We start from the raw sequence: 24,692 nt of genomic DNA on the forward strand, positions 1-24,692 counted from the left end.
TCCAGGTGCAGACTGAGCATCTTGGCCATGTCTTCCACCATTTGCTTTGGCGGGATGGCCGTGGTGGCCTGGTAAACCCCCAGTGTGCCCACCACGCGCTGCCCGATTCGAAGCGGTGCGATCACTGCCGAAAGCACCTCACAGCTCTCGTCGCGGCACCCTACCCCGGCCTTATCGCGCACCACCACGGTCTTTTTCTTCCGAACGGCGCGCGGGGCAGCCGATGTTTGCATCACGCCTCCAGGCCGGTGGTGGTCCTGACCGGGGCCGATATAGGCGAGGATGTTTTCAGTGTCGGTGATGAAGACCGCATCCCCGGCGAGCATGGGCCTGAGGAGTTCGCAGGTGCGACGGGCAGCATCCTGAGTCAGTCCCGAGCGCAGCGGAATGGCCCGAACCGCCAAGTCCCGCACTCCGTGGTCCGGGCGTTCGTTGCGTGAGTGGGTGGGCCGACTATTGATGCGGTTGGCCCGAGAAGCGCGCGCCCCACGGGGACCGCGCAGCGCCGAGGGATAGCCCAGCACCACGGCTATGGTCAGCGCGACGCCGATACCTGCAGTGGGCAGCACAGGCAGCGCTGGAGTGACCATAAGTTGGGTGATCACATAGACCACCGTCCAAATGACCAAAACCGCCGTGGCCAGAATAATGCTACCGCGCACGCCGATCCTCCTTTCTTCGCCTACGTTCACGCAGGGTGAGTTGGGCGAGCCGTTCAGCGTGCCGATCGGCCGCCGTGCCGTGCATGATGACCCAATCAGCCTCAACCTCGCTGGGCGGCCGTGTGCGCAGCGAGACCAGAATGGTGAGCAGGAACGCCAAGGGGGCTGCGATGAGAGTGGGAGCCGCCATCAGTTCCCTGAGCGGCGAAGCCTCGAGGAAACTCGCGCTGAGGAACATGATGATGGACACCGTGGCACCGCTGATCAGACCTGCCAGGGCTCCCGCAGCAGTGGTGCGGCGCCACCAGATCGTCAGCACCACCACTGGGGTGAGGGCCGAGCCTGCGATGGCGAACGCCCAGGTGACCATCGTCGCGACCAGCGACGGCATCGCCGGGGTGAACGCCTCAGGTCGCAGGGCGATGGCCAAGCCCGCTGCTGCCCCGGCGGCGATCAGGGTGGAGGCCCTTCCCACCCAGACTGCCTGACGCTGTGTGGCTCGCGGGTTGATGTGGCGTTCGTATACGTCGTGGCCCCAGGTGGCGGCCGAGGCTAGGAGCAGACCTGCCACTGTGGACATGGCGGCGATCAGCGCTGCAGCAGCTATGAGCCCGAGGCCAGCTTCTTCCCCGTAGATTCTGCCCAGCACTGGAAGTGCGTGCTCGGGGACGCGCAGAACCCCGTCCTCAGTGAGCTCCTCAAGCCATGGGTGTTCCCGGGCTGCGCCGGGAATGATGTCACGCGCGGCGGTTCCCATCATGACTGCCAGGGCGTAGAAGATACCGATCAGCACCAGTACCCAGACGGTGGTGGTGCGGGCCGCTTTGCCGGTTGGTGCAGTGAAGTATCGGTTCATCACATGGGGCAGTCCAGCAGTTCCCAGTCCCAGGGTCACCACAAGTGCTACTTGGCCCAGTTGTCCGTAGCGGGCTCCGGGCTCGCCGAAGACGGCCGCCTGCCCGGGGTCCACGGCATTCTGCTCCTGCGTCAGCTCCCAGGAACCATCAAGGAACTCTGGGTTCATCAGAGGCTGGTTGCTCAACGACTCAACAGCTTCTCCGTAGCGGAACCCATCGGCACTGACCATGGCAGCCAGCCACAGCAGAGCAGCGAAAAGCAGCAAGAACTGCACAGCCTGGTTCCAGGTGGTCCCGCGCATTCCACCCGCTGCGACCAGCACCGCGATCACTGCGGTGGAGAGCAGCACTCCGGTGGAGTACGGACTCAGACCAAAGAGTCCGTGGCCAACCAACAACTCCCATGTGATGCCCCCACCCACTGACTGGGGAATCAGGTAGCAGAGGATCACCAGTTGGATGACACCTACCGAATGCAGCCGGACCGCATCGGAGCGCAGGCGTCGGCCGAGGAAGTCAGCCAGGGAGAACTCCCCATACCGGCGCAGCGGAGCAGCGACCAGGAGCAGCACGGGGACGAACCCGGCCGCGAAGCCGACTGCGTACCACGCCCCGTCGAGCCCTGAGACGTAAACTGCAGCTGCGACGCCCAAAAACGAGGCTGCTGAGAGATAGTCCCCGCAGATGGCCCAAGAGTTGGTTGCCACCCCCACGCGTTGGCCGGCCAGGTAGAAGTCCACTGTGGAGGAGTGCCGCGGTCTGGTGATGACAGAGACGCCGAGGACGATCACGAGCACGGCGATCAGGGTGATGATGGCAGTTGTCGTCATGACGGCCCTGGCGACGAGTAGGGGTCTGGGCCATCACTGTTTTGATTGCCCTGAGCGCCGAGCATTTGAGATTCGACACTAGAGCTGAGCGTGGCCGCAGCGATCCCAATGGCGGCGAACACCACGTAGAGCCCCACAGCCACGGTGAGGAAGCCAGGACTGAGCTCTCCGATAAGTCGGGAATCAAGCCACCAGTCCAGGGTGCTGGCCAGAAGGGGAAATGCGGCGACCACCACGAGGAAGACGATGAAATAGGTCAGGGCAACTCGGCGCTGAGTACGAAAGGCGGCGTCGACCTCGGCCGGAGTGTCGCGGGTCTGTCCGTCTTCCTGGGGGGAATGGGTCACATCACTTAGGCTACGGGCCAATTCTTATACATGGTCCAGGACACTTTCAGGAGGAGGACCGCGCCGCCAGCAGCGAGGACCAACCCCATTCCGGGGAGGAAAGACCCCCATTGCGTCTGCATATTGGCACTGAGCAGGTTCCAGGTCTGGAGCAGGCAGATGCCGGCGACAAGCCCCCCGGGAACGGCAGCGTGTGCGATGGCGAGCTTCCGGCGCGGAACGAATGCTCCGGCAAACGCAAGGCAGCCCACGGAGAGCGTCAGAACGCCGGGCCCATCAGTGCCGCGCAGCACAAAGGTCTCCCCCACGAGCTCCTGGGTAAGCGTGACGTAGATCCATGGCAGAAAGGCAGAGACGATCATCATCATCCCGCCGATCATCATGGGCCAGCTTCCCGGGTGAAAGACGCCCCAGCCGTGGTTCTTGCCCGCTCTGAGTCGCGCGAAAACCCCCGCTAGGCCCTTCTGCTCAACTGCAGCTGCCGTGGTTGTCATCACATCGCTCGCTTCCCGTGTCGCGACCTGCACATCAGATCTCCGATGGACTCTCTATGGAATCCTACGGTGACGCTGGTCACAGATTCCAGGGTAGAGGCTCTCCAATATCCTCAGCGGCTGAGTTTGACCAGGTGAACGGTCGCTGACAGCGAATGTGCGGTAAATCACAGTGTACTGACCGCTCGTGGCGCTGGATGGACCGCTCGCCAACCCATAGCCGCCGTCTAGCGCAATCTACTTGTGAGGCAGGTCACAGCGCTGTTGGCTTAGGCCTAGGCGTCTGTCACATCGAAGTGCAGATGTGTGTCCACCAAGTACCGAACAAAGGAGTCGCACATGTCCCACGTGACACATGAGGACTCTTCCGGCACCGCCCCGCCACCAGACAATAGTTGGCGGCAGCGCTACTGGAAGAAGAACGTACGGCTGATGGTGGTGCTGCTAGCTATCTGGTTCACCGTCTCCTTCGGCTTTGGAATTCTCCTGATCGAGCCCCTGAACAACATCGTGATCCTGGGCTTCCCGCTAGGCCTGTGGTTCGCCCAGCAAGGATCCATCTACACCTTCGTGATTCTCATCCTGGTCTACGCCCTGTGGATGGACCGCATCGACACCGAGTTCGGCGTCTCCGAGCGCAAGCAAGCAGGTGAGAAGTCATGAACATTGACTCCATGCAGTTTTGGACTTTCTTCTTCCTGATCCTCACATTCGGGATTTACATGACCATCGCCTGGCGATCCCGGGTGAAGGAGACTAAAGAGTTCTACGTCGCGTCCCAGGGCGTTCCCACCATCGCGAACGGTGCCGCAATAGCCGCGGACTGGATGAGCGCGGCCAGCTTCATCGGTATGGCCGGAATGATTGCGTTCCTCGGCTCCGACGGCTCGGTCTACCTCATGGGCTGGACCGGCGGCTACGTGCTGCTGGCCCTGCTGTTGGCCCCCTACCTTCGCAAATGGGGCAAGTTCACCGTGCCGGAGTTCGTCGGCGATCGCTACAGCGACACCGTGCGTGTGGTGGCCGCGATCTGCGCGATCGTCATCTCCTTCACCTACGTGGTGGGCCAGATGACCGGTGGTGGCGTGGTCTTCGCCCGCTTCCTCGGCCTGGAGGCCCACTGGGCGGTCATCGTAGCCGCAGTGGTGATCTTCTTCTACGCTGTGCTCGGCGGAATGAAGGGCATCACCTACACTCAGGTGGCCCAGTACTCCGTGCTGATCGTTGCATACCTGATCCCAGCCGTGGCCGTGTCCCAGCAAGTCGGAGGATTCCCCGTCCCGCAGGTCACTTACGGCACCATCCTGGCTGAGCTCGATGGATTGCGCGAAGACTTTGGGTTGGACCGTTTCACTGAGGCGTTCGCGGGCCGCGACGGTGGTCAGCTGGATGTGTTCCTGGTGACCCTGTCACTGATGCTCGGCACCGCCGGCCTACCGCATGTGATCATCCGGTTCTACACCACCAAGACAGTCCGTGGCGCGCGGTTCTCGGGCTTCTGGGCCCTGTTCTTCATCTCTCTGCTGTACCTGACAGCACCTGCAGTGGGCGCGTTCACCAATCTGAACCTGCTCCAAGGGGCCCAGGGTGCCACCGCCGATGATCTGCCCGCCTGGATCCAACCGTGGACTGACGCCGGGTACGTCACACTCAACGTGGATGACGGCGCGATCGACTCCGTCTCCAATGTGGCAGCCTCCGGCGCTGACCTGATTGTCTCCAATGACATTCTGGTCTTGGCATCTCCGGAGATCAGTGGGCTTCCGGCTCCGATTATCGGCCTGATGGCAGCCGGCGGTATGGCCGCGGCGCTCTCCACAGCGGCCGGACTGCTGCTGGTCATCTCCTCTGCTGCTTCGCATGACATCTACTACCGGATGATCTCCAAGGAGGTCGCATCGGAGAAGACGCAGATGCTGGTGGGCCGCCTGGCCATGACCGCCGCGGTGGTCATCGCCATCTTCGCTGGTCTGAATCCACCGGCGTTCGTGGCCCAGGTGGTCGCATTCGCCTTCGGCCTGGCAGCGTCCACCTTCTTCCCGATCCTGATTCTGGGGATCTTCTGGAAGAAGGCCAACGCCAAGGGTGCCGCTTCGGGTATGTTGACCGGTCTGATCTTCAGCTCCGGCTACATGATCTACACCTTGGAGCTCTTCGGCACTCAGGCCAACGATCACCTGTTCAATGTGTCCCCAGAGGGCATCGGTGCAATCGGTGCGGTGCTGAACTTTGCCGTCACCATTACGGTGTCGAACCTGACCCGGCCACCGAGCGAGGAGGTGCAGGAGATGGTGGAGTCGATCCGTTATCCCGCTCAGCAGCAGCTGAAGGCTGCCGGCAAGATATAAACTCCAGACTCCGCACACCACGGGGGCCCGGCCTGGTACTTCTCAGGCCGGGCCCCCGTGCGTCGTCGTTATGGTCATATTTACCCAAAGAGACGGTATTCTGGGCCAGTGCAACGGTCTGATAAGCGAAAGTCCTGGACCCTGTGGCTGCTGGTGAGTGTGCCAGTGATCATGGTGGCTATGTTTGTAGTGCCCTACACCCTGCTGCGTGAGGTGGATGCCTGGTACGGCAGTCTGCTGTTCTGGACGGTGGGCACCGCCGCGGTGATTGCCATCAATGTGGCAGTAGCACTGAGCTGGGAGAACGAGCGGTGAGCCCGGGGTGGATTTGGACTGGGGTCGCAATCTACGTGGCGGTCGCACTCGTAGCAGCCATCTGGTCGCGGGCGGGCCGCTCCACCGATATGTCCGACTACTTCCTGGGTGGCCGGCGTATGGGCGGCTTCGTCTCCGCGATGAGTTATTCGGCCACCACGTACTCGGCGTTCATGATGATCGGCCTGGCCGGGCTGACCTACGCCGGAGGGGTGGGGGCCTTAGGTTTTGAACTGCTCTACCTGTGCGGTGTAACGCTCGTGCTGGTCTTCGGCCCGCGTTTCTGGCGAGTCGGCAAGGCTTACGGCTATGTGACACCCACCGAGATGATCGGCCACCGGTATGGTTCCCACGCCGCTGGCACGACGACGGCTCTGGCTTCTTTCGTCTTTCTGCTTCCTTATGCCGCGGTTCAGTTGGCAGGAGTCGGCTATCTGCTCTCCGGGATGACAGCCGGTGCCATCAGCTTCACCGCGGGCACCTTGGTGGCGTTGGTCCTGGCAGTTGTCTTCGCGATGATCGCTGGACTGCGCTCAGTGGCCTGGACCGATTCACTGCAGTCGGCGGTCATGATGATCAGTGCCACTCTGGTGGTCATTGTGGTGATCAGCCAGCTCGGCGGCGTCGGAAGTTTCTTCGACTCTCTGAGCAGCGACCATCCCGGTGCGCTGACCGTGCCGGGCACTGGGTTCTTCACGGTGAGCACATTTGTGGCGCTGACGCTGCCGTGGATCTTCTTCTCAATCTCCAATCCCCAAGTCTCACAGAGGTTGTTCACTCCTGGTTCCATGCGTGATCTGCGGCGGATGCTGGTCGGCTTCCTGATCTTCGGTTTCATCTATACGTTCGTAGCCGTGTTCTGGGGGTTCGCTGCTCTTCTGGAGTTCCCCGAGTTGGACGCAGCTGACAGTGCCACACCGACTCTGCTGGCTTCGGACCTGGTGCCGACTCCCCTGGCGATCATTGTGATGATCGGTGTTTTAGCCGCCTGCGTGTCCACCATTGACTCCATCATGCTGACTCTTTCCTCCATGATCAGCCGTGATGTGGTGGGGGCCGGGCGCAGGACCAGCGAAAAGGCCCAGCTGATGGTCGGCAAGTTGGTGATCCCGGTCATCGGCGTGTTGGCCTACTGGTTTGGGCATCTGCAGCTCGATCTCATTGCGGTGCTGAGCGTCTCCGCATCGGCAGGCCTTCTGGTGATGGTCCCACCAATCATCGGTGCCTTCTTCTGGAAGCGCGGAACGGCTGCGGGGGTGATCAGCTCGGTGCTCATTGCCGGCACGCTGGTCCTGGTCCTTGAGTTCTCGCAGGTGTCTCTCCTGGGACAGGGCAGTGGGGTGTGGGGGCTGACGGTAGCTGTGGCGGTGTTCGTCGCTGTCAGTCTGGCGACCTCAGCCCCGCGCGACAGGGCAGCGGAATTCATGGCCACCTCCCGGCGGAGGCGGCCCGCATGAGGGCTGACCTGCCGCAGCGGATCCGGCTATCGCACTCAGGTCACGCTGCTGAACTCTGCCCTGATCCCCTGACTGAGCGCGGAGTTATGCTTTCCATCGGCGGCGCCGAGCAGTCCCATGTGAAGGTGGGCGATCCGGACTTCCTCCTGCATGACTACATTCGGCGTATGCGCTCAGTGCTCACCGCATGGTCAGCGGCAAATGACGACGACGCTCCCAGCTCCGCTCTTCACCTGGGCGCCGGCGCGCTGACCCTTCCCCGGTGGATCGCGCATTGGCGGCCTGACATTACGCAAACGGTGGTGGATATCGAGCCGGAGCTGGTGGACTTCATTCTGCAGCACCTCCCTATGGAATCGCCACTGGAGAATGTGGTGGCTGATGCCGCTGTTGTCTTTTCCCCGAGCGGAACGTTGGCCGCGCGGCGTTTCGGCACGGTGGTAGTTGACCTGTTCAACTCCTCTGCGGCGCCGACATCCCTGACTTCTGCGGACTTCTTCCGGACAGTCTGGTCCGCCGTCACCCCAGGGGGCCTCCTGTTGGTGAATTTCGGTGATGAGGAAGACATGGTCTTTGCTCTGAGCCTCACACGGACGCTGCTGGCGTCCGTAGGGGGATCCGCTCAGAACTGCCTGCTCAGCGCCCCGCAAGATGTGCTGAACAGGCAGTCGGAGGGCAACCTGGTCTTCGCGGCGTCGTCCAGGGGATTCACTGAGGCCGAGTTGGCTCAGATATGGGCCGCCGGGCCGCATCCTGCGGAGGTGCTCTCCGGAGAGGAGCTGGAGATGTGGTGCAGCGGACCCGTTCCCGGGTAGGCAGGTGATGTCTACCAGCGGTGGTGGACTTGGGGCTTGATCGCCGTTCGGTAGAGCTCTGCGACCTTGGCGACGAAGTCCGCCGACAAGTCAGGGACTTCTCCGGCAGAGCTGTTGCTGTGAGCCTGCTCGGCGTTGCGCGCTCCGGGAATCACCGTACTCACGCCAGGCTGCTGCGCCACCCAAGCCAGGGCTGCGACCGTGGGCTCCAGTCCGGCCTCGTGGGCCAACTGAGTAAATTCTGCAGCGGCGTCGACTCCGGTGGCGAAGTCAACACCGGCGAAAGTCTCCCCGACGTCGAACGCCTCCCCATGCCGGTTGAAGTTCCGGTGGTCATCTTCTGCAAAGACTGTGTCTTTGGTGTACCGCCCGGACAGCAGTCCGGAGGCCAGTGGTACCCGCGCGATGATGCCTATGCCGGCCTGAGCCGCAGCGGGAAGAACGGCTTCCATCGGCTTCTGCCGGAAGGCGTTGAGGATAATCTGCACGCTGGCCACATGGGGGCGCGCGATCGCGGTCAGTGCTTGATCGCAGGTTTCTACGCTGACACCGTAAGCGGCGACCTTGCCACCTTCGACCAGGGCATCCAAGGCGTCATAGACGGCGTCGGACTGCAGGACGGACGTTTCGGGGCAGTGCAGCTGCACCAGGTCCAGCGTGTCGACCCCCAGGTTCTTCCGCGAGCGATCCACCCACTGTTGGAAGTTCTGCTCGGTTGCATGCTCCAGTGAAGGGGCAGGTGCTCGTCGGATCATTTTGGTCGCGACGGTGCCTGACCAATCCGGGTTGGAAGCGCGCCAACGCCCGATGAGCTGCTCGCTGCGACCATCACCGTAGACATCGGCGGTGTCAAAGAACGTCACCCCGGACTCAGCTGCGGCATCGAGCACGGCGAACGCATCACTGTCTTCTACGGTGCCCCAACCACCGCCGATCTGCCATGTGCCGAGACCTATTGCCGATACGTTCCGTCCGGTCCTGCCTAACGTGCGCTCATCCATGGAAGCTCCTTTGCCATCGTGTACTGGGCCACTCCGTACTCTGCATCACGTCACTGAACTAAAGCTGACGGTGTAGCGGGCAGCGGTGTGTTCAGCAATGGAATCCACTACCCAAAGGTGGCGCCTGCGCGCAATGCCCGTTCCGCCACGCGGTAGGCGTCTCGGGTCATCGCCTGCCACATTTCCAATGCCACGCGAGGTTGGGTGGCCGTGATTTCTTCAATCGACTCAGCCGATAGCCGCAGCACCGTGAGGTCACTGATGGCGCGCACAGTCGTGTCTTGGACACCGTCGGTACCCAGCGCCAGCTCCCCAAAAGACGTTCCGGGGTTCATAGTCACCAGACGCACGGCGCCACCACTTGGGCGCTCCACAGTGGCGATGGCTGCGCCTTCAACGATCACGTGTACGCCCGAGAACTTACCCCCCGCCTCGAGCACCACCTCATCTGCGGAGAAGTGCAGCTCCTCCATGCGAACATCGATCACCTCACGCGCTTCCAGGGAGAGGTCTCTCAGAAGGGGGTGTTCGTTGACCAGTGTCTGTTCGTCGGTAGGTTCGCGGCCATGACGGCGCAAGAGCTCGTCTTCGCACCACCTGACGGCGGAGTCGAGGTCGTCAAAGTACGGGCTGGCCTGGTCAGTGCCGGCATCGGGGTCTGGCATCACTCCGTGGGGGTCCACCACGGCTGCTTCGCCGGCTGCTTCGCGCAGTACGGTGCGCAAGCCCAGCAGAGTGTGCCGGGCGACGGCTGCGACGTCGTCGACCTTGCGGACATCCAGTATCACCAAATCTGGGGCGTCGTCGACTATTGCCCGGACCACATGCTCAGCGCCAGCAAAGAGGAGATCACCGTGGAGTTCGTAGACCATTGCCCGGTCGCCATGTTCGTCGAGTACAGCCTGGTCCGCGTCGGGACGACTGCGTCGCGGGGAGACTTGTGACAGGGCGTACCTGGCGCGCACCGCTGTGTTGGACATTCGTCCTACGTGCATCAGGTGCATGTCCATATCTTTGGACATGCGTTCGCAGACCTGGACGCCGCGAGCGCTGGTGCCGTGTGGGTCAAGACGTGGAGAAAAGACAGCCAACCCCACCTGGCCGGGCAGAACGGCGATAATGCCGCCGCTGACTCCGCTTTTGGCTGGCATGCCGACTGCGGAGATCCAGTCTCCGGCGGCGTCGTACATGCCGCAGGTGGCCATAACGCTCAGCACCCGCTCGACATAGGTGGGTTCGAGCATCCGCTTACCGGTGGTCGGCTGCACACCGCCGTTCGCAAGTGTGGCGGCCATCATGGCTAGGTCATGGGTATTGACGCTGATGGCGCATTGGCGCACGTACTGGTCGAGTGTCTCTTCTGGATTTCCTTCGAGGATGTTGAACTCGCGGAGCATATGCGCGATCGCTCGGTTTCGGTGGGCCGTGGTGAGCTCGGAGGTGTAGACCTCTTCATCGAGTCCCAGCTCCCGCCCGGCAAAACCGCTGAACCAGTCACGCACTCGGTTGAAACGGTGCGAGCTGCTATCACCTGCCACCAACGATGCTGCAGTGATGGCACCAGCATTGATCATTGGGTTGGGTGGCCGACCGGTGTCGGAAGCGAGACTGATCTCGTTGAACGCCTCACCAGAGGGTTCGACGTCGACTTTCTCCGCCACCGCGCCGAATCCCTGGTCGGAGAGCGCAAGTGCATAGGTGAAGGGTTTGGAAATGGATTGGATGCTGTACTGCGACTCAGCATCGCCCACGGTATAGACGTGACCATCAACCGTGGCCAGGGCGAGGGCGAAACGATCAGGGTCAGCGTTGGCGAGTTCGGGGATGTAGGCAGCTACTTCACCGCCTGTGCCACTGCACTGTTCGACGATGCTTTCAAGGTACCGCTGCACTGGACTACGCATCGTGCGAATTTAGCACTGTGGGCTGTGCAGCTCAGCCTCACAGGTTCAGCCCTTATGGGTGGTGACGTGCTTCCAGAGCTTCGCATAGGCGTCGGCTGCAGGGTGTCGTGGGGCGAAAGCGGCGACGGGCGCTTGCTCATCTCCCATGCGCTCCACCACGACTGATGCAGGCACTGCTACGTCGGCAATCTCCTTCACCTCATGGGAGAGTTCCTCCGCTGCACGGCGATGCGTGGCTTTGCGTCGGTCCACCATAGAGAGAAATGCCAGGATAGGCGCAGGTTTCGCTGACTCAGCGACAAGGTCCCGGACTTGTTCCAACGATCGGAGAGACAGTGCGGCCGGAGGAAGGGGCGTCACAATCAGATCGGCGGCGCGGACCGCGTTTTCGGCCACCAATGACGCTCCGGGTGGGCAGTCCAGGATGACAGTGTCGTATTCTCCGGATGCGTCCTTGAGGACTTTTTCCACTCTGCGCCGGGAGCCTTTGGCGGAATCGAGCATGAGCTCGAGTTCCCGGTAGGAGTCATCAGCAGGTAGGACGTCCACGGCGCGTTGGCCATCTGCGGGGGTGAACTTCGCGGTACGGACGACGTCCGAAATGGAGTTGCTGCCCTTGACTAACTTGGCCACACCTCCCTTGAGCTTGGGTTTGACCCCAGTGAGGTAGGTGCTCGCACCTTGGGCGTCTAAGTCCCAGAGCAAAACGGATCCCGATTTGCTTGCTTCCCATGCGAGATTGACTGCGGCTGAGGTTTTACCTGCGCCGCCCTTGGTGGAGTACACCGCTATAACCTTCATGGGCTTAGCCTACGGCCAGCCCCAGCGCGATACTAGTGACCAGGGAGCCGGCTAGGAGACATCACGCTGTCGGCTGGTGAAAGCCCGGGCCTTGATGCGATTGCCGCAGGTAGCCATGGAGCACCACTTGGCAGTTCCAGGCCTGCTGTGGTCTACAGGCTACTCAGTGCTGGAACCCCACGCCGCCAGGGCACTGGTGACGCTATGAACCGCGCAGGTGAAGCTGCGGTCGATGTCGCGGGGCAGTTGAAAGGCGTGGGTCGTCTCCAGGTCCACGAATCCGTGCAGGACGGACCGGAAGTACCGTGCAGCATCGACGAGATCATCACCCTCCAGCCGGAACCCTGAGAGGATCGTGTAGAGCGTGTTCACCAGGACAGATGAAGTGTGTTCATCCTCCGGATCTCCAGTCACAGGTGCTCGCATGGTTAGCGGGTACTGTCCAGGGTGAGCTTTTGCCCACTTTCGATACGCGGCAGCCGAGCAGTGAACAGCTTCTTCCCGAGCTGCGCCGATCGCCGCCTGTCCCAGTTCATGCGCAAGTTCTGCTTTGGCGCGAAGCATGATACTGCGGCGAAGACCTGCCATTCCGTCGATGTGTTTGTACAGCGAAGGAGGCTTCACTCCGAGCAGTTCGGCGAGTGATGCGGTGTTGAGTCCATCATCACCATGCTCGTCGAGCATCCGGGCGGCGGTGTCGATCACGGTATGGGTTGTCAATCCAGCTCTAGGCATTGCGGTGCACACCTTGGAGAAAACTGATCACTGCGTCCGCCGTCGCTTGGGGTTGCTGGGACTGCGGATAGTGGCCGGCATCGTCAATCATCACCACGGTGCCCGCGAGCGCCTTGCCAATCCATGCGGCTTCGGCGGTCGGGTCAGTGAAGTCTGGGTCTTCAGTGCCCATGAGGATCAGACTCGGTGCCACCACATCCGGCAGCGCGTGTTCGGCTGGAGTGTGGTCGGTGGCCGTGGTGCGACGGAATGCCTTGTTGTAGCCAGGGCGTCTCATCGCTTCCATCATCTCGCTGCGGTAGGTCTCGAAGTCGGTCGGCTTATGCCCTTTGTACAGCGTGGGCACAAAGCCGTTCCACGCCCATGGCGCCCACGGACCGGCCATCATGGCTCGGAACAGGAGCCGTTTGGCACCTGAAGTGTTTTGGGAATTCCGGACGAATGGACCCAGCAGGACGAGGGCTTGAACGAGCTCCGGGTGCTCCGCAGCTGCGATAACGGCCGAACCGGCCGACATGGAGTTGCCCACAACTACCGCTGGTGAGCCGATTTGGCGCAGCAGCGCGGTGATGTCTGAGGCGGTGTCAACGTCGCCGTACGACGGGAAATCGGCATCACTGTCACCGTGTCCCCTTAGGTCAGCGGTAGCCACGGTAAATCCTGCCGCAAGCAACTTCGGCGCCAGCAGCCTGTAGGTCGCTCGAATCTCACCCATTCCGGGCAGCAAAAGAAGCAGTGGCCCACTCCCCTGCAGGTCGTATGCGATCCGACCTCCTGATACCGAGAGATACCGGGTCACCGGCTGCGAATCTGATGTGGTGTTTAACATGAAGCTAATCTAGTTAGCTTTATGGCTAATGTCAATATTATATATCGCTGGATTCGATGTCGCCGCGATCTGGCTCGTGCGCGCCAGTCTGCGCAGGGCGGCAGTCCAGAAGTACCTCACTACGTCGCGGCGTCGAGGGGAGCTGTCATGGCCACCTTCGAAACTAAGAGAAAAACACCGGCTTCATGGTCGGCGTCAACGGGATCGTGGAGGAGCTTGGGAGTTCCATAGGCTTTGCCACTGGTCACTTGAGCTCGGAAGTGTCAGGGACATTCAAAACTTCACCAACCCAGCTCTGAAAGCGGTAATGGCCGCCTGCACGCGGTCACGCGCATTGATTTTCGTAAAGATTCGTCCGATGTAGTTCTTCACAGTGGATTCCGCCAGATGGAGGTCCTGGCAGATTTCTGCGTTGGTCCGGCCCTGGCCGATGGCGATGAGGATTTCCTGTTCTCTCTCGGTAAGCTGCCCCACTACTTCACGGGCCTGAGACCATTCGGCCGATACTTGCCTAGCGCTGGCGGGCATGGTCAGGTGTCTGAGCAGCCGTCGGGTTGCCGAGGGCGCGATGACCGCATCACCTGCTGCGACGGATCGAATGGCGGAGAGTAGCGCAGCGGGCTCAGCGTCTTTGGTGAGGAAGCCGCTTGCTCCTGCCTCTAGGCCGGTAAAGACATACTCATCGAGGTCGAAGGTCGTCAGCAGCAGAACACGTGTAGTGAGGGAGGCCTCTTCGGCACTGAGTATCTGGCTGGTGGCAGTGAGACCGTCAGTGCCAGGCATGCGGATGTCCATCAGCACGACGTCGGGTCGAAGTGTTCGCGCTTGTTGGACGGCTTGTGCGCCGTTGGAGGCTTCACCGATGACCTCGATATCCTCCTGGTGGGCCAGAAACATGCGGGTGCCCATGCGTTGCAGAGACTGGTCGTCCACGATCAGCACTGTAATCATCAGCAGGCCACGGATGTTGCGGGGATACTGGCATGGACCTTCCACCCGTTTGAAGTGGGGCCTACGGACAAAGTGCCGTTGTAGGCTTCAACCCGTTCTCTCATACCGGTAAGGCCCCGCCCAGAGCCAGCCTGCTCACCATCGAACTGCTCGGAGACCGCAATACGAGCGTCACTGACGATAGACACGTCGATAGCATCTTGGTTGCGCACGATGGATACGGCGCAGTGCGCCTGTGGAGCACTGTGCCTAAGCGTGTTGGTCAGAGCTTCTTGCAGAATCCGGTAGATGGTCAGCTGGCGCCCTGGTGATAGGCCGGAGAGTTCACCCACTCGCTGCATCTCTACGCTCAGCCCCGCTGTGCGGACCGTTTCAACAAGCTCAGTCACGTCGGCAATCCCAGGTTGAGGGCTCAACGTCGCTCCCTCTGTGCTGTGATCATCCTCGAGCACAGTCAGCACCCGACGTACCTCACGGACTGAGGATCGGCTGACCTCGCCGATGGCATCGAACGCCTGCACTGCCTGCGCTGGGGCGGCACGGACTGTGGCCGAACCGCCGGTGGCCAGCGAGGTGATCACCGAAAGGTTGTGACCAATGATGTCGTGCATTTCTTGAGCAATGCGGTGACGTTCTGCCACAGCAGCTTCTCTGGCGGCTTCACGCCTTTCGGCGGCTGCCTGTTCCCGCTGACTGCGTATCTGCAGCCCCAGCAGGTAACAAGCCGCGCACATTGCTAGGACTGCACCGGTGAAAGTGGCCTGTTCGTACAGTGCGGGAACCATACTGTACGAGAAAATGGCAGCAGAAATCCCCACCCCTAGAACTCCCGCAAGCGCCGCAACAGGAGGCAGCGGGCTGCGCAGTCCGGTATTGAACAAAAGCACCCAGACTGCCAGGTAGATCCAGGCCAGCTCCATTCCAGTGGTCAACGACACAGGAACCGCTAACAAGATCACTGCGATGACGGCCCACAATACGGGCTGGGGGTGCCTGCGCCGTAGCGGCAATATTGCGTGAACAATAATCAACAGACTTGTACCCAAGAGCGTATTGGTAGGCGTGGCATTGACGCAGACAGCCGCGACCAGCGCGGCCAGCGATATGTCCCACAGCAACGGGTGCCGCTGGTCGTATGCACGCATCCGCTGCAGGAGATCACTCATGAGATGTATGCTCCCATCCAGCCTGCCTGCCTGAAACAGATACGTGCGCTCAGACGTCTCTGTATTTCAGCAACCACCAGGTAGTGCCGCCGAGAACTATCAGCCACGCCAAGAGCACGATGATTGACGTCGCGACCCCGTACGGTTCGGTACTCAACCCGCCGGATCGCATCACGTTTGCAGCAGCCAGCGGCATGTAGTCGAAAATCCCGGTCAAGCTCGCAGGCAGCAGAGCAGGGAGGATCTCCGGGGCCATCTGAAACAGCCCGAAATAGAGCACTATAGCGGCAGCGGCATTGCGTACTAATCCGCCCAACAACAGACCGAAGAGAACCCCGTAGGGGAGCACCGCAGTACCGCCCAAAACGCCCCAGAACATATCCGGGTCGAACAGTGAGAGACCATCAGCAGATGGCACAGTGCCCGCTATCTGCAGAAGTCCGTACAGCAGCACGGAGGTCACCACACCTAGCACGGTAGTGATGAGAGTAAGCACCGCGGCTTTCGCCAGCAGCACGCCGGTGCGGCGAGGGGCTGCCACCATGCTGGTCCTCACCGAACCATTGTTGTATTCATTCGTGATGGTCAGGACTCCCAGGATGACCAGGGCGAGCATGCCCACAGGATAGATCGCGGTCCACCCGAAGGGGATGTGGCCGGCTTCTTCTCCTCCAAGCATTTCGCCATCGAGGATCATGTACCCCGCCAGTCCTAATGTCAGCGCGAAGGCCACCGCTAAGGTGATCCATAGGGAACGGACCGACCATAGTTTGGTCCATTCCGACTGGAGCAGACCCCAGGCAGTAATACGTGCAGTCGAGGTTGGTCTCATCGGGCAGGCTCCTGAGTGCTGTATTCAACGGCGGTCTGAGTAAGTTCCATGAAGGCCTCTTCCAGGCTGAGGCTGCGAGAACTCAGTTCGTAGAGCACAAGACCATGTTCTGCTGCCACTGAGCCGATCTCGGCGGCGTCAACACCCTGAATTTCCAGGGTGGTCCTGTCCGTAGATGTGATGGTGCACCCTCGGCCTTGGAGGCGTTCGGCCAACGCACCGGCATCTGGAGACACCACCTGGACTCTTCGTGGCCCAGCCTCACCCAAGAACTCCTCCACTGACCCGGCCATCAACAGTTTCCCTTGACCGATGATCACCAGGTCCTCGGCGATGAGCGAGAGTTCGCTCATTAAATGGGAGGACAAGAAGACTGTTCGCCCTTCGGCTGCCAGGGACGACAGCAGGCGTCGTATCCATAGGACACCGTCTGGGTCCAGCCCATTGACCGGCTCATCGAGCACAAGCACCTCAGGGTCTCCCAGCAGTGCTGTGGCCACTCCAAGTCGCTGTCCCATACCCAGTGAAAAACCGCCAGCGCGTTTGCGGGCCACACTGGCAAGACCCACCATCTCAAGAACTTCCTGCACTCGAGACCTGGGCAACCGGTGAGTCTGTGCCACCGCCAGCAAATGATGATAAGCGCTGCGACCAGGGTGGACGGCTTTAGCGTCAAGCATCACACCAACATGCCGTAGCGGATCAGGCAGATCCCGGTACTCCTTCCCATTGACTGTGATCAATCCACCGGTAGGGATGTCCAGGCCCACCAACATGCGCATGGTGGTTGATTTCCCTGCTCCGTTCGGTCCGAGGAAACCTGTGACTAATCCAGGGCGCACAGTGAAAGACAAATCGTTGACAGCGGTGTGCTCGCCGTATTTCTTCGTCAGATGCTCAGCAACAATCATGCATGCAACGCTACGAAGTCAGTGACCTCCTCCCATCTGACCGCAGTACTGACATGGGTAGTACTGCGGTACTGCATTCGGAGCTTGGGTACTTAATTCGCTGTAGAGCTGAGCTTCTTCAGCACCGAATGGCCTGTATGCGAGTCACCTGGCAGTTGGAAGTCCTCCCATTGCTGCAGCACAGGGGCAGATCCGATTCGCCAACGGTGATGGTGAGGCCAAACTAACGACGAACTCCCTTGTGCGATACATGGGCATGCGCGGATCAGGCTACAGCTCGGTCCGCAGTCACAATCCTTGCCACGCGGGTTTGGAAGCGTAGGTCTGCTTATAGTATTCAGTCAGCTCGAGCTCTGAGGCCGCTGCCTCATCGATCAGCACGGTGGCATGGCGGTGCCACTGCATCACCGTGGCTGGCCACCGGGCAGAGACCGGGCCTTCTACCAAGTGACGGACCGCCGTCGCCTTCTGCTCCCCGGTGGCTACCAGCAGAAGATGCCGGGCCTGGCTAATCGTGCCCAGCCCCTGGGTCAGACAGTGACGAGGCACCTGTTCCAGGTCTCCATCAAAGAACCGGGCGTTGTCCTTCCGGGTCTGTGCAGCTAAGGACTTGATGCGTGTTCGTGAGGCCAATGAGGAACCAGGCTCGTTGAAACCGATATGACCATCTGTGCCGATGCCCAACAACTGGATGTCCACGCCACCGGCTGCCTTAATGTCACGCTCATACTGTGCGCATGCACCAGGCACATCCTGGGCGAGACCATCGGGGGCCTGAATTCGTTCAGCAGGCCAATCCAGGTGATCACTGAATTCTTCAGCGATGACATTGCGGTAGCGCTGCGGGTGCTCAGGTGCGAGACCCACATACTCATCCAGGAGGAAACCACGAGCCTGAGCAAAGGAGAGCCCTTCTTCGCGGTGTCGCCGAACCAGCTCCTGGTAGATCGCTAAAGGACTGGAGCCGGTGGCTAACCCCAAGACACTTGAAGGGTTCCTTCTAAGCTGGATCTCCACCACGTTGGCGGCTTCCATCGCCAAATCTTCGGGGGGCAGTATCACTACTTCCATGGTGTTACCTCTTCCTTTTCCAGGACGTCATATGCCTAGGACGTCAGCAGCTACTTCCACGACATGGCGATAGCTGCGCCCTGTGGCTCGGGTCATCGCGATTTCGCACGCGCGGTTGCACGACGCGTATTCTGCAGTCTCGACGCCGCGCACATCATCAGCCTCGTCGGCAGTCGCCGCCGCGGTGAGCTCCGGGTGTAGCATCCCGCGATCTCCTGCGAAGCCGCAGCATCCCCAGGTCTCTGGAACGTGGACTTGAAGCGCTATGGCTTCTGCCAGTTGCCTCAACTGTCCAGTGGTGCCCAACTTCTGGGAGGAACACGTAGGGTGCAGCGTCAACGACTCCACAGGTTCCACCCCGCTAAGGTCCAATCGGGGAAGAACGCACTCCAGGACAAAGGTGACTGCGTCTACGACGCTGGCCGCCCTCGGATCGCCTCGAAGTTGAGCCTGGGCCATGATCTCGGCTACGCCCTCCGTACACGAGGTGGCATCCACTATCACTGGCGTATCGCGGCCGGAATCGCTTTTCTGCAGTGGACTCAGTGCACCGATCTGGGCCAGTACGCGCTCCGACATCACCTCATAGCCAGCTGAGAATCCTTTGGACGACCAAGGAGTGCCGCAGCACAGCCCGTCTATTCCCTCCGGGATGCGCAGTTGGATGCCCGCTTTCTGACACAGCTGCTGCAAGGCAGTCTGCACACCCTGTGAACCGTCAGCTGCTGCAAACATGGCGCCTTGGCAACTTGGTACGAAAAACGCGGTGGGACCATTGGGGCGCTCTGCCGGTGCAGCCCCGCCCCTGCGGGTTCCACCTGCTGGGAGGTCACGGGACCACATCGGAACGGCATCCTGACCGCCTACGGTCCGCGCGGCGCGGTTTGCAGCTTCAAGGGGTGAAGATGGCAGCTTTGCGGCAGCCGTCAATGCCCCAGCAGCGAATCTGGTCATCCCATCCCAATGACGGGCCGCCGTTTTCCATATCTGCTGGCTGACCGCGCCGTGGGATTCGCGTCTGAGACGCTTGACCAGTGCTCCGGTATCGATACCCACCGGGCATGCAGTGGCACATATCCCATCGGCTGCACAGGTCTGAAGACTGTCGTAGTCCTGTTGCTCATCCAGTTCTTGCACCAGAGCATTATTGCCCTGTGCAGCTGCACGGACCCGTGCACGCCGCGCCACGATCCGCTGTCGCGGCGTCAGAGTCAGGTGTCGACTGGGGCATACGGGCTCGCAGTATCCGCATTCCACGCACCCGTCGACCTCTGCATCAATCCGTTCCACAGGTTTGAGGTGATGCAGATGTGCATCGGGATCCTCTGTGAGCACCACCCCCGGGTTGAGCACTCTGCCTGGATCGAAGGCCTCTTTAACACCATGGAGGATCTCCACCACAGCAGGTGAGTACTGGTGGTCAATAAACGGTGCCATGGCGCGCCCAGTGCCATGTTCTGCTTTGAGGTTCCCTCCATGATTGAGGATCAACTTCACCATCTCTCGAGTGAAGACATCGAGGCGCTGAACGGAGGCCGGGTCCTCAGTATCCTCCGTCAGCATGAAGTGGAGGTTCCCGTCCTTCGCATGACCGAAAATCACCGGATCGGTATATCCATGGTGCTCAAGGAGTTCAGCCAATTCCCTGCAAGCCTGTGCGAGCCGGCCGACAGGGACCACTACATCCTCCAACAGGGCAGTGGTCCCGCGCGGACGCGCACCAGCCACTGCAGCGTAGAGACCTTTGCGCACACTCCAGAGTGCGGCACGTTGGCCGGGATCGGAGGTCAGCTCCACCGGGCGCTCAGTGACCAGGCCGCTGAGTACTTCGTGGGCCTGCTGAAGACGCTGCTGCAGGCCTGCGGCATCATCTGCCCGGTACTCGATCAAGAGGGCCGCTTGCCGATGAAGGTCAAAACCAGTGATCGTCTCAGGTACCTCTGCTCCACGGCGGGCAACTCTCAACGACGCCGCATCCATCAGCTCAAGCGCTGCGGCTCCTGAGTTGATCAGGGCGGGAAGATGTTCAGCAGCTCGCTCCACTGAGTCGAACACCAGCAGACCTGTGGCCGCCTCAGGTTGCACCGGCACCGTGCGGAAAGTCGCCTCGGCAACGAAACCCAAGGTCCCCTCAGAGCCGATCAGCAGTTTCATAAACAGCTCCAGGGTGTCCTCAGCGTCGCAGAAGGCATCGAGGGAATAGCCCATGGTGTTCTTCAGCGCGAACCGTTCCTGGATCTCCTCTGCCATGGAGGAGTCATCTTTGACGTTCTGTGTCAGTGTTTCCAGACCAGCCACGAGCTCGGGTTCCGCGTGACGGAGCTGCTCGAGGGCTTGTGGATGTGCGGTGTCAACAACAGTGCCTGAAGGCAATACCACGATCATGGACTCCACAGTCCGGGTGCAATTGTGCTCGATTCCGGCGGCCATTCCCGAGGAGTTGTTAGCAATGACACCGCCGACCGTGCAGGCGGCCTCACTGGCCGGATCTGGTCCCAGCGCCGTGCCGTATTTGGCCAGCCGCGCATTGACTGTACGCACTGTCACCCCGGGCTGAGCCCTAACCCTAGCTCCGCCGTCGAGGACTTCCACGGCCCGGAATCCCCGCCGAGTATCCACCAGGATTCCTGAACCAACGGCCTGACCCGCAAGGCTTGTGCCTCCAGAGCGGAAGGTCACCGGTATGTGGTGCTCAGCGGCGACTGCGAGCACGTCAGCGACGTGGTCAATTGTCTCCGCCACAGCCACAACTTCTGGAATCAGGAGGTAGTGGGAGGCATCATGGGCGCGGGTGTGTTTGTCCAGGGCCCGGTCCAATACTCGCTCAGGACCCAGGGCCACACTCAGCGCATCAACCAGCGCGCTATGGGCTTGTGGTGTCATGTCCATAGAATCTTCTCCTGGGCCACGATGGTTCCTTCCGCTGCCAGACGCGCCAAGACCAGCGCTCCACCCAGTGGCGTCTCGACCGCTGGTACTACCGTGACCTCCGGACGAATCTGGCTGACCTCTGTGCTGAAACCTGTTGCGATCAGCTGATGGGCCGCGGCTAGTCGCCCAGCGATGACCACCTGCTGCGGGTCCTCTTCACCCAATGTGGCAACAGCACTTCTGGCCGCCTGCTGACCAGCCTCGAACAGCAGTTCTTTGGCAGCACTGACATTATTCTCAGCAAGTTCGACGACGTCCTGTGCGCATTCTGCCAACACGCCCGCCCGATCATCTCGAGTGTAAATCTGTGCCGGCCAATCGGCAGGGTCACCGAATCGACGGACGGCAGCCTCAAGGAACTCTGTCCCCGTCCGGGATACTCCATCATGAGCCTGCAGCGCCAGCTCGAGGCTGCGGCGGCCCAACCAGGCACCACTTCCCCGATCCCCCAGCAGGTGCCCCCACCCGTCGACTCTGCGCCAGACCGGGTTCCACATGCCCTGACGGTCTGGGCCTGGATGCCCCATAGCGATAGCTCCTGTGCCCAACACCACCACTGCGCCACCGCGCCCATTGAGCGCTCCCAAGTGGGCCGTCAGCGCGTCGACTGCGGCCGCGGCGGCAGCACCCAGTCGCGCCCTCACGTTGGTCACTAGTCGGCTCGGATCGCTGACCAACGATGCGAGACCGGTGGCGCCGATCCCGAGCCCGGCTGCCGCTTTCATCGCATCCGGCCAGGCGGTGCAGGCTGAGTCGATCAGCTGATAAACCGCCTCGTCTGCGTCACTTCCACCTGGTCCAATCTTCACCCGCGGCCCATCGATGCGCCGTCGATCACTGCCATCTGCCCGTTCAAGGCAGAGGCGGCTGCCAGAACCACCCACGTCGATACCGACCAGCCAGGCATCGGTGGGTACCGGGCACGCACTGTGACTCCTCGAAGCCATCAGCGGTGAGGTTTCTCGCTGGAAGAAGAAGCCGCCACCGCGGCGCGAACTGATCCAGAGTGCTCCTGGAGCAGCTGTGCAGCTCTACTCACAGAGATCTCAGCTAGTGACATCACAATGGCGACCTTGAGATCACCGTCAGCTTGCTGCAGTTTCTGCTCTGCTTCGACTTCTTCGAGTCCAACTGCCTCACAGAGAATACGCACGGTGCGTTCTCTGAGTTTCGCGTTCGTCGCCACCACAGAGACCATCAAGTTTTCCCAGGTGCGGCCCTGGGCAATCATCACCGCTGTGGAGAAAGCGTTGAGGGCGAGTTTCTGCGCTGTGCCGGCCTTCAGCCGGGTGGACCCGGTGATGATTTCGGCACCGGTGTCCAGGACGAGATGAGAATCTGCCCACTCGGCCAGCGGAGCATCCGGGTTGTTCGATATCAGGACCGTGAATGCTCCGGTCTTTTGCGCCGCTTCAAGGGCCCCTCCGACATATGGAGTGGAACCACTGGCTGCTATTCCGACTGCCATGTCATTCTCCCCGAGCGTTTCCGCCTCCCTTCGGCCGTCGTCCGCGGAGTCTTCAGCGTTCTCCACTGCTTCCATCAAAGCCGGAGACCCGCCTGCAATATGGGCGACTACCCGATCCGGTGCAAGGTTGAACGTGGGTTTCAACTCGCTGGCATCAAGGACTCCGAGCCGACCTGAGGTGCCTGCGCCGAAGTAATGTATGGTGCCACCCCTGCGCATCCGCGCGACGGCCTCCTCGACCACACCAGCCAGCTCGGGGAGCACCGCGTCCACCGCCTCGACTGCGACAGCGCTTTCATCATTGAGCAGACGCAACGTCTCCAGGGTTCCGAGTGCGTCAATCTCGGTGCTCCGCGGGTTCCGTTGTTCGGTGGGTGGTAGCCAGGCACCGGCATCAGTCGAGTTCTGATTCGGGGTCATGGTTCAACGGCCTCTTTGTCATTTTTGACCAGAGTGTCCTCCACCATGGGGCCTGAATGGCGCAGTGAGAGGGTGCCGCCGACTGCGAAAGTTACCAGCACGCCCAATAGCGGGTACCACTGCCAGGCGACCCAGACCTCGCCGGTGACGTACTTCTCCATGACGAAAAAGAACGCATTGACTGCCACCGCAATACCGAAGGCGATGTTGGCATCCAGTGGACGTGCCCGTTTGTTGAAGATGCCGAAGATGAACGCCCCGAGTAGTCCCCCGTAGGTGATACCAGCAATGCCCAGGGCGAGGATGACGATGTTTCCATCATCAGATTGGAAGACCGTGGCGGGGGCAATGAACGCCAGCCCCCACCCGATAGTGGCCCAGCGGCCCACGCGCAGACCCTGTTTGTCGGTCACAGGAGACTTCTTCAGTCGCGCATAGACATCGGTGACGGTGGACGAAGACAGTGCCGACAGCGAGGATGAAAGGGTTGACATCGCCGCCGCCAGGATCCCGGCCAACAATAGTCCCGACACACCGGCAGGGAGCCCTTCGACAATGAACATGGGGAAGATTTCGTCATCGCGGGTGAGGCCCAAGTCATCCGGTGTGGCCTGGTTGTAGTAGCTCCAGAGCGCCAGGCCGACCATCAGGAAGATCGCGAACTGGACAAAGACCAGGACTCCTGACCAAATGATTGCCTTCTGCGCCTCCACCTTGGTCCGGCAAGACAGTAGGCGCTGCACTACGATCTGGTCTGAACCGTGTGATGCCATTGCGAACACGGCACCCCCAATAAGGGAGGGGAGGAAGGATCCGCTTGCTGAGATTGGGTTACCTTCGAAAACGAAGAAGTTGAGTTTTCCTGCATCAGCTGCCGCACCAAGCCACTCCCCGCCGGTAGCGACGGAGATGACGATGATGGTCAGCAGTCCCCCGAGCACGTAGAGGGTCATCTGCGCGACATCAACCCAGACGACCGCGCGGATTCCTCCGATGAAGGTGTAGATAATGGTGACCACTGCAAGCACCACGATGATCGTGAAGTACTCCACGGAGATCCCGATCCCCTCCAGGATGATCTTCAGTGGGATAGCTGCTGCCAGAACTCGCACTCCGTCGGCGAACAGGCGGGTCACCAGGAAGGTAATGCCAGCAGTTGTCTGCGTGCTCGAACCGAAGCGTTTCCCTAGGTAAGCGTAGGCGGTGACCATCTCACCGTCGTAATATCTGGGTAGCATCAGAAATGCAACTACGATGCGTCCAACGATGTACCCGATACCCAGCTGAAGGTATGAGATATCCGCCATATAGCTCATCACCGGGATACCGATGACCGTCAGCGCACTGGTCTCGGTGGCGACGACGGAGAGGCTGACTGCCCACCACGGGAGATTCCTCCCACCGAGGAAGTAATCTCGCAGGCCAGCCTGCCGTCCGCTGAGTTTGAGCCCCAGCCAGGCTGTGGCGATTAAGTACGCCACGATGACCACGATGTCGAGCGTCTCCATCGGTTGTCTCCTTACACTTTCTCATCAGGTGCGATATTT

General features: G+C 60.9%; 24 protein-coding genes and 1 pseudogene. 5 read left to right on the plus strand and 20 right to left on the minus strand.

All coding sequences use genetic code 11. The features are described from left to right. From FH975_RS16285 to FH975_RS07220, 4 genes are all read right to left on the minus strand, one after another. A partial coding sequence (locus FH975_RS16285) for a GAF domain-containing protein (protein ID WP_202923098.1) occupies window positions 1-662 on the minus strand: 662 nt, incomplete at its 3' end. Beyond that, the gene (locus FH975_RS07210) at window positions 652-2,349 is read right to left on the minus strand and encodes a sodium/solute symporter (protein ID WP_162320736.1); all 1,698 of its coding nucleotides are present in this window, start codon (window positions 2,347-2,349) and stop codon (window positions 652-654) included. The genes FH975_RS16285 and FH975_RS07210, both read right to left, overlap by 11 nt. Further along, entirely contained in the window at window positions 2,346-2,696 is a 351-nt protein-coding gene (locus FH975_RS07215) for a DUF485 domain-containing protein (RefSeq protein ID WP_162320737.1), read from the minus strand. The genes FH975_RS07210 and FH975_RS07215 overlap by 4 nt, the downstream gene beginning before the upstream one ends. A 5-nt stretch (window positions 2,697-2,701) precedes the next feature. Beyond that, complete coding sequence (locus FH975_RS07220; protein WP_328821815.1) at window positions 2,702-3,223, minus strand: hypothetical protein; 522 nt, start codon at window positions 3,221-3,223, stop codon at window positions 2,702-2,704. Between the two features lie 306 nt (window positions 3,224-3,529). On the opposite strand from FH975_RS07220, the gene FH975_RS07225 reads away from it, so the two are divergent. The 5 genes from FH975_RS07225 to FH975_RS07245 all read left to right on the plus strand — a co-directional run bounded on the left by FH975_RS07225 (window position 3,530) and on the right by FH975_RS07245 (window position 8,125). Next, window positions 3,530-3,853 carry a DUF4212 domain-containing protein gene (locus tag FH975_RS07225; protein WP_162320738.1) on the plus strand — a complete coding sequence of 108 codons (324 nt, stop codon included), beginning with the start codon at window positions 3,530-3,532 and terminating at the stop codon, window positions 3,851-3,853. Beyond that, window positions 3,850-5,538: a sodium:solute symporter family protein gene (locus FH975_RS07230; protein ID WP_162320739.1), complete on the plus strand. Its 1,689-nt coding sequence runs from the start codon at window positions 3,850-3,852 to the stop codon at window positions 5,536-5,538. Before FH975_RS07225 ends, FH975_RS07230 begins: the two co-directional genes overlap by 4 nt. A gap of 108 nt (window positions 5,539-5,646) precedes the next feature. Further along, window positions 5,647-5,853: a hypothetical protein gene (locus tag FH975_RS07235; RefSeq protein ID WP_162320651.1), complete on the plus strand. Its 207-nt coding sequence runs from the start codon at window positions 5,647-5,649 to the stop codon at window positions 5,851-5,853. Beyond that, window positions 5,850-7,310, plus strand: coding sequence for a sodium:solute symporter family protein (locus tag FH975_RS07240; protein WP_162320740.1), 1,461 nt, complete (start codon window positions 5,850-5,852; stop codon window positions 7,308-7,310). Before FH975_RS07235 ends, FH975_RS07240 begins: the two co-directional genes overlap by 4 nt. Beyond that, a complete protein-coding gene (locus FH975_RS07245) occupies window positions 7,307-8,125 on the plus strand; it encodes a spermidine synthase (RefSeq protein WP_162320741.1) in 819 nt (272 codons plus the stop codon). Before FH975_RS07240 ends, FH975_RS07245 begins: the two co-directional genes overlap by 4 nt. 11 nt (window positions 8,126-8,136) lie before the next feature. Here the strand turns inward: FH975_RS07245 and FH975_RS07250 are convergent, their stop codons facing one another. From FH975_RS07250 to FH975_RS07320, 16 genes and pseudogenes are all read right to left on the minus strand, one after another. After that, a complete protein-coding gene (locus FH975_RS07250; RefSeq protein WP_162320742.1) occupies window positions 8,137-9,126 on the minus strand; it encodes an aldo/keto reductase in 990 nt (329 codons plus the stop codon). A gap of 107 nt (window positions 9,127-9,233) precedes the next feature. Then, window positions 9,234-11,030: a glutaminase A gene (gene glsA, locus FH975_RS07255; RefSeq protein WP_162320743.1), complete on the minus strand. Its 1,797-nt coding sequence runs from the start codon at window positions 11,028-11,030 to the stop codon at window positions 9,234-9,236. 45 nt (window positions 11,031-11,075) lie between these two features. Beyond that, complete coding sequence (locus FH975_RS07260; RefSeq protein ID WP_162320744.1) at window positions 11,076-11,831, minus strand: ParA family protein; 756 nt, start codon at window positions 11,829-11,831, stop codon at window positions 11,076-11,078. Window positions 11,832-11,882: 51 nt separating this feature from the next. Then, a pseudogene (locus FH975_RS16535) lies at window positions 11,883-11,975 on the minus strand (CGNR zinc finger domain-containing protein); the annotation flags it as partial. A 15-nt stretch (window positions 11,976-11,990) separates the two neighbouring features. Beyond that, window positions 11,991-12,566 carry a TetR/AcrR family transcriptional regulator gene (locus FH975_RS07270; RefSeq protein ID WP_162320745.1) on the minus strand — a complete coding sequence of 192 codons (576 nt, stop codon included), beginning with the start codon at window positions 12,564-12,566 and terminating at the stop codon, window positions 11,991-11,993. After that, complete coding sequence (locus tag FH975_RS07275) at window positions 12,559-13,395, minus strand: alpha/beta fold hydrolase (RefSeq protein ID WP_162320746.1); 837 nt, start codon at window positions 13,393-13,395, stop codon at window positions 12,559-12,561. The genes FH975_RS07270 and FH975_RS07275 overlap by 8 nt, the downstream gene beginning before the upstream one ends. Before the next feature lie 119 nt (window positions 13,396-13,514). Next, complete coding sequence (locus FH975_RS16760; RefSeq protein WP_268896687.1) at window positions 13,515-13,643, minus strand: hypothetical protein; 129 nt, start codon at window positions 13,641-13,643, stop codon at window positions 13,515-13,517. 25 nt (window positions 13,644-13,668) lie between these two features. After that, entirely contained in the window at window positions 13,669-14,328 is a 660-nt protein-coding gene (locus tag FH975_RS07280) for a response regulator (RefSeq protein ID WP_456238259.1), read from the minus strand. Window positions 14,329-14,345: 17 nt separating this feature from the next. Then, a complete protein-coding gene (locus tag FH975_RS07285; protein ID WP_162320748.1) occupies window positions 14,346-15,512 on the minus strand; it encodes a sensor histidine kinase in 1,167 nt (388 codons plus the stop codon). A gap of 49 nt (window positions 15,513-15,561) precedes the next feature. Beyond that, a complete protein-coding gene (locus FH975_RS07290; protein WP_162320749.1) occupies window positions 15,562-16,344 on the minus strand; it encodes an ABC transporter permease in 783 nt (260 codons plus the stop codon). Further along, window positions 16,341-17,255 (minus strand): ABC transporter ATP-binding protein, encoded by a 915-nt coding sequence (locus FH975_RS07295; RefSeq protein ID WP_162320750.1) that lies wholly within the window; start codon window positions 17,253-17,255, stop codon window positions 16,341-16,343. The genes FH975_RS07290 and FH975_RS07295 overlap by 4 nt, the downstream gene beginning before the upstream one ends. Before the next feature lie 288 nt (window positions 17,256-17,543). Then, window positions 17,544-18,326, minus strand: a complete 783-nt coding sequence (gene nagB, locus FH975_RS07300; RefSeq protein ID WP_162320751.1) for a glucosamine-6-phosphate deaminase — start codon at window positions 18,324-18,326, stop codon at window positions 17,544-17,546. Between the two features lie 27 nt (window positions 18,327-18,353). After that, on the minus strand, window positions 18,354-21,215 hold the full coding sequence (locus tag FH975_RS07305) for an FAD-binding and (Fe-S)-binding domain-containing protein (protein WP_162320752.1): 2,862 nt from the start codon (window positions 21,213-21,215) through the stop codon (window positions 18,354-18,356). Next, a complete protein-coding gene (locus tag FH975_RS07310; RefSeq protein ID WP_162320753.1) occupies window positions 21,206-22,204 on the minus strand; it encodes an N-acetylglucosamine kinase in 999 nt (332 codons plus the stop codon). The genes FH975_RS07305 and FH975_RS07310 overlap by 10 nt, the downstream gene beginning before the upstream one ends. Then, window positions 22,204-23,145 (minus strand): N-acetylmuramic acid 6-phosphate etherase, encoded by a 942-nt coding sequence (gene murQ, locus FH975_RS07315; protein ID WP_162320754.1) that lies wholly within the window; start codon window positions 23,143-23,145, stop codon window positions 22,204-22,206. The genes FH975_RS07310 and murQ overlap by 1 nt, the downstream gene beginning before the upstream one ends. Continuing rightward, window positions 23,142-24,653 carry a sodium:solute symporter gene (locus FH975_RS07320; RefSeq protein WP_162320755.1) on the minus strand — a complete coding sequence of 504 codons (1,512 nt, stop codon included), beginning with the start codon at window positions 24,651-24,653 and terminating at the stop codon, window positions 23,142-23,144. Before FH975_RS07320 ends, murQ begins: the two co-directional genes overlap by 4 nt. Window positions 24,654-24,692 lie beyond the last annotated feature (39 nt).

Source organism: Nesterenkonia haasae (assembly GCF_010119385.1).
In the GTDB taxonomy this organism is placed as follows: domain Bacteria; phylum Actinomycetota; class Actinomycetes; order Actinomycetales; family Micrococcaceae; genus Nesterenkonia; species Nesterenkonia haasae.